8 protein-coding genes are annotated in these 5175 nt (G+C 38.8%); 6 read left to right on the top strand and 2 right to left on the bottom strand.

The window, feature by feature from the left end; genetic code table 11:
* On the top strand, positions 1-330 hold a 330-nt coding region (locus FIS9605_RS44755; RefSeq protein ID WP_026736558.1), incomplete at its 5' end, for a hypothetical protein.
* Positions 331-493: 163 nt separating this feature from the next.
* On the opposite strand, the gene FIS9605_RS40220 is transcribed toward FIS9605_RS44755, so the two are convergent.
* Positions 494-1882, bottom strand: coding sequence for a hypothetical protein (locus tag FIS9605_RS40220; protein ID WP_051470307.1), 1389 nt, complete (start codon positions 1880-1882; stop codon positions 494-496).
* The gene (locus FIS9605_RS0134600; RefSeq protein WP_026736557.1) at positions 1875-2120 is read right to left on the bottom strand and encodes a helix-turn-helix domain-containing protein; all 246 of its coding nucleotides are present in this window, start codon (positions 2118-2120) and stop codon (positions 1875-1877) included. Before FIS9605_RS0134600 ends, FIS9605_RS40220 begins: the two co-directional genes overlap by 8 nt.
* Positions 2121-2298: 178 nt before the next feature.
* Between FIS9605_RS0134600 and FIS9605_RS40215 the strand changes: the two genes are divergently transcribed.
* The 5 genes from FIS9605_RS40215 (at position 2299) to FIS9605_RS0134575 (ending at position 4779) form a co-directional block, all read left to right on the top strand.
* A complete protein-coding gene (locus FIS9605_RS40215; protein ID WP_051470304.1) occupies positions 2299-3156 on the top strand; it encodes a phage antirepressor KilAC domain-containing protein in 858 nt (285 codons plus the stop codon).
* 75 nt (positions 3157-3231) lie between these two features.
* On the top strand, positions 3232-3426 hold the full coding sequence (locus FIS9605_RS46895; protein ID WP_026736556.1) for a hypothetical protein: 195 nt from the start codon (positions 3232-3234) through the stop codon (positions 3424-3426).
* A 10-nt stretch (positions 3427-3436) separates the two neighbouring features.
* Complete coding sequence (locus FIS9605_RS43660) at positions 3437-3631, top strand: hypothetical protein (RefSeq protein ID WP_155960668.1); 195 nt, start codon at positions 3437-3439, stop codon at positions 3629-3631.
* On the top strand, positions 3603-3851 hold the full coding sequence (locus tag FIS9605_RS44745) for a hypothetical protein (RefSeq protein ID WP_026736555.1): 249 nt from the start codon (positions 3603-3605) through the stop codon (positions 3849-3851). The genes FIS9605_RS43660 and FIS9605_RS44745 overlap by 29 nt, the downstream gene beginning before the upstream one ends.
* Positions 3852-4038: 187 nt before the next feature.
* The gene (locus FIS9605_RS0134575) at positions 4039-4779 is read left to right on the top strand and encodes a recombinase family protein (protein ID WP_051470302.1); all 741 of its coding nucleotides are present in this window, start codon (positions 4039-4041) and stop codon (positions 4777-4779) included.
* Positions 4780-5175 lie beyond the last annotated feature (396 nt).

Raw genomic sequence — 5175 nt, 5'->3', positions numbered from 1 at the left:
CAGAGACTAATCCCACCAACTGAATGTGCTGTATTCATACGTTTTGATTATGCGATCTACGACTATGAAGCTACCAAATATAATGGTGGTACTCTTGCCGCTGTATATGGTGTAAACGCTTCTGGAACTGTGAGTGAAGCTGGTGCTGATACTGGTACACCTGCTGTTTTTGGTACTGCTACACCTAACACCTCTGTTAACCTACATACAGATGGTACGGCAATATTCCCCCGATTTACTATTACAAACAACAGTGATTCAACTATTGAGGGATTGATGACAGTAGTTGTTGCAACTAACCCAGAATCTAATTTTGGTTCAGTAGTTTAATTGTGGATGCACCTCGTGCATTGTGGTGGTAATAGGTACAAATTTTATGAAAAGACTTGGAACCAAAACTAATATTCTCGGCTTGAAAGGTAAATAAAAATAAGGCCAGATGATTAATTCGTTATCATCTGGCTATTTTTGACACTCTGATTGCATTTACCTTTTATTCAGATGATATCTCAGCTTTGAGTTCTGGGTTTAACAAAGATTTCAAAGCCGGATTCATCTGTTGTAATTGTTCCTCTCTAGGAAGTTTTCTCCACAAATCTATTTTTGGGTAATCTTTAGGAACCTCTATAGCCTCTGTTGGTGTCCACCCTTGTATAGTAATCCTTTTAGATATTTGGGTTCTACTTAATCCTAAATACCTTTCCCATTCAGAATAAGTTTTAGACACATTCTGATATTCAATGAATTTTCTCCTATCTTCTTTTGGCTTTTTGTATTCGTCTAATTCTGCCCTAAGCTGCTCAATCTCTTTGTCTTTCTCTGCGATCTCTTTCTCCAAACTCTGAATCTTTTTATCTTTGTCAGAATTTATTTCATCCTCATCAGCAGCCTCTAATGCTGGTAATTTTACTTGATACAGAATTCTATCCAATTGGTCTTTTTCATACTCTAAAAGTTTCTTTGGATAATCATAATCTTCAACAAACACTCTTAGAGTATGCATCATTAACTTAATATCTTCATACCATTGCCGAATTCTCTCTTGTTCCTGGCTATTCTTTGAATTAACAACTAGTTGTTTTAAACCCTTAAAGGGAGTCCAGGATAAAACTTCCAAGTCAACATCCTTCTGCGACTCATCTACTTGTTTCTCTAATTCCTCGATGCGTCTTATATCATCAGGATTATGATAACCTTCCAGCCCAACCTTACTTTTATCAGTAACTGGTTGCGGCAGAATTGGCTGTTGTCCTTCTACAGCTGGTAATACTTTCGTAGGTTTTGGTTCTACAACTGCTTTCTGTTTAACTACTCTAGGTTCCTTAGCTGGTAAATACTTTCGTACTTCCTCTTCAACCACAGCAGCAGTTACCTTTTCGAGATTTCCACCAGCTTTGGATAACACAGATAACCAGACTTTTTGTCTATCTTCAGGTTTCTTGAGTTTATTCAGTTCCCTAATATGCGACTCATTAGCTGGTAACAGATTTTTGTCTCCAATTGGTGACAAATCTCGCCTAACTGTATCAGCAGCGATATATCGGTAAGCATGCTGACGCGTCATATGCCAGCGAACTTCACAATATTCTTGAAAAGTTTTAAATTCAGCCCTATATAACCTCAGGTTGCGAATTTCAACTAATGCATGTCCAACTTCGTAGAATGTTTCCAAACCTCTGCTAATCACACTTTCATACTCACAGAGTAAATCCACTTCATCGCGACTTAGTTGAGAACTACCACCTTCTGATGGCAATAGCGGCATAATCTCACCCTTCCCGAATATTTCCGGCTCACCCAATGCATTTATCTTGGGTTGTACCGCATCAGATGGTAAGGCTGGTGGTTCATTAATAATTGTTTGCATGGTGGTGTCAGTCATCTTCATTCACCTCCTCATCTGGGATGTACTCAATAAAATCCCAAGGGGTAATCTTTCTACCTGTTAGTTTTGATAATCCATGACATAGGTCATTTAACCTGTGACCATCAATCCTCGGCATCTCATCAGCAGCTTTGAGATTACTGATTGAATTACCACTAACCCCTACCTCTTTTGCTAAATCAGAGGTTCCTACCTTATACCTCGCCATTAGCTCTCTTAGTCTCCATCTAATCATTATAGTCATACTTGGTATTTTCAACCTCTAAGCCTACACTATCTATTCTAACTTATTTAGTTGTGTTGTAATTTGTAACTATAATCTCACACCTGTGTAAATCCAATTCTAACTTGTTATATTGGTAGTGTGAGTCAAGAGACTTACATTAATCTTAGAAAACCCAAGTAGAGGTTATATGGGCGAACACCTAGTACATATTCCTGAAGATATTCGACATGAGTTTGAAGTAGACGTTGAAGGAAAGGGATTTGCATCAGCAAGAGCTACAGCAAGGCTTTCTGGTGTAACTCCATCAACTTTGCTAGATACTAGGGAAGGTAGTGAAGGTCTTTTAAAAAGAATACTGATCGGGAAAAACCTCGATGATTGCCTGAAACCCATAGCTGGATTTGATTATTGGGTGATCGGGAAAATTCCTGATTACGTAGTAGCTTGCATCATTACTTACTATGCCAAGAAAGGATACAAGGAAGCTGAGTTGGTTCTAGCATCATTTGCAGCTATAGGCATCCGAACTTACATACAAAAAGAACTTCACTGGCAACCATCAATGCAGACTTGGAAATTGCCTCAGTCATATAGTGAAGCATTAAGAATGTTAGCTGATGAGGCTGAAGCTCATGACGAAACTAAAGCGGAATTGGCTGAAACCAAAGCTGAACTTGAAGAAGCTCAACCTAAGATTGCCTTGGCAGAGAACTTCATTGAGAAAGAAGAACTAATTACTTTCGAGATATTTGCAAAGGATTTGAATATAGGACGTAATAAGTTCTGCCGGTGGTTAATAAATAAGGGCTACTGTTACCGCAAATACAAAAGCATTCGCGCTTATTCAAGCCACCAAAGATTCTTCGTTACAAAACCTGTAACAGTCGTAGTGGAAGACAAAAGAGTTGTACTTCCAGGTGCATATCAGACTTTCATGACTACTGAAGGTGTAGAATTCTTCACCTATATGCTCAGGAATCCTGAGGTAAGAGAAGAGATTCAAGCTACTAAGGTTGGTAGTTTGACCAGCGATATCCCCGGCTAATCCAGGGCTGGGTGGTAGGCGGAGTTGTGGTGTAGAGGAGTTTTATTTAAACCTCTAAAACCGGGAGGTACAGAGATGTTAACTCAATTGATTGTATATATCGTTCTTGGATTTACAGGATTAATGTTGTTTGATTTCATATCAGGGCTGTTTCAGCTTTGGGACGCAGCAGTTCTAAACACCAAAGTAGTCCGTCTCAAAATTACTCCTGACCCCTTAGTAAATCCAATGCCAAAGAGACGTAGAGGTAGACCTAAGAAAGTTGCATAGGTGAGGGGAAATGCAAAATATTTTCAGAACACTAACTGCTAGAGAGATGGCAATCATCTGCATTTCTACAAACATCCCTTGGCAAGAGATTGTCATCAGATGCGTTGATGAAGAAGGAAAATTAGACCTCAATATGGCAAGAGGTTATCTACAGGCAAAGCTGGAGGACAGAAGCTATGACTCTTCTAAAACCACGACTAGATAATAGATATTTTCTCTTTGACCCACAGACAGCACAATACATAAGATTCACCAGCCAAACTTTTGAAATTACTTTGGATAAGGCAAAAGCAACGCTATTTGCTGGCTTGGGACTGATGGATGTTCACTTGGTCAAAAGAATCGCCCGAGAAAGGGGTGTTCCAAAACGATTCCGGATTTACATATCAAATGAACACAAAAGAAAATTAGCTAGGGTTATGTAGAGATGGAAGAACTAATTTTAGGGATGTTTTTAGGCACAATAATCTACGCACTACAGTTGCATGATATGCAACCACTGCATAAGTTTTTAATCGGTACCTGGTAGAGAAAACCCCAGCTATGAGGGGTGGATGCACACTACCAAAAATACTCATAGCCGGGGCATAACCAGTTTAGGAGGAATCGCATATGTTTGAATCTGCTACTGATGCACATAGTGCATCCACTAACACAATACCATTACGTTTAATCGGCTATGGGCGCGCATCCACAGCAAAACAATCAATTACCAAAGATGTGCAGCTTGAGGGTATAACCAGATATTGTGAACTTTATGGGCATCACCTTGTAGATTTCTTCTATGACGCAGCCAAAAGCGGTAAATCCAAACAGAACCGAGGTGAATTACTCAAAGCTCTGGAACTACTCGAAGCTGGAAAAGCAAATGGAATCATCATTTACAAACTCGATAGACTTACACGATCGCCAAAAGATTTATTTGAGCTTGTAGAGAACTATTTCAAAACGTATACCTTGATTTCTGTTTGTGACCAAATAGATACCCACAGTGCGAATGGACGTTTAGTGATAAACATCCTAATGGCTGTGGCTAACTGGGAAAGGGAAATCATCGTTGAGAGAACTTTGGATGCTTTGGAGACTAAAAAAGCCAAAGGGCAGCATATAGGTAGGGTAGGTATAGGCTACACAAAAACTAAAGCTGGAAAGCTAGAGAAGACACCTCTATATGACATTTTGGTGGATGTTTATCGACGCTGGAATAATGGCTCTACATTGCAGGAATTAGCTACTGAATTAAATCAAAAAGGTATCCAGACTGCCACTAAAAAACCCTGGCATCCACAGAATCTATGGTTTGTTTTGAAGAAAATTGAGAATGAACTAATGAGTTTAGGATTAGTGGGCTGATAACCAAATAATCAAAATAAATACCCTAGTAACCTCTCGGCACTTAGGGTGTTTTCTTATATAGGTTCAAGGTTAATAATTAACTGAGTTCCTTCTATTTTACCAGCTTGAACTTCATTTTAGTATCCAGGTGTTTCCTAGCTAGATAGTAAACACCTCTATACCATTAATTCACCATTCGTTTACTTTTATTAACTAGTTGGCATACAAACAATAGTTACGCTAGTAATTAATTTGTAGACTATTAATAACTATAGGCGGTGATAAAAAAACTGCATGGAAACAGCTAAAAAAGATGCTCTAAAACAAAAATTAGAGAGTTTAGATGTGACTGACTTCCCCAGACAACTAAGTAAAACCAAGTTTGCAAAGATGTTAGGGGTAACTAGGAAGACT

It is taken from the genome of Fischerella sp. PCC 9605 (genome assembly GCF_000517105.1).
GTDB lineage: Bacteria > Cyanobacteriota > Cyanobacteriia > Cyanobacteriales > Nostocaceae > PCC9605.
Note: the sequence above shows the minus strand (reverse complement) of the source record. Positions and strands in the feature narration are given on the sequence as shown.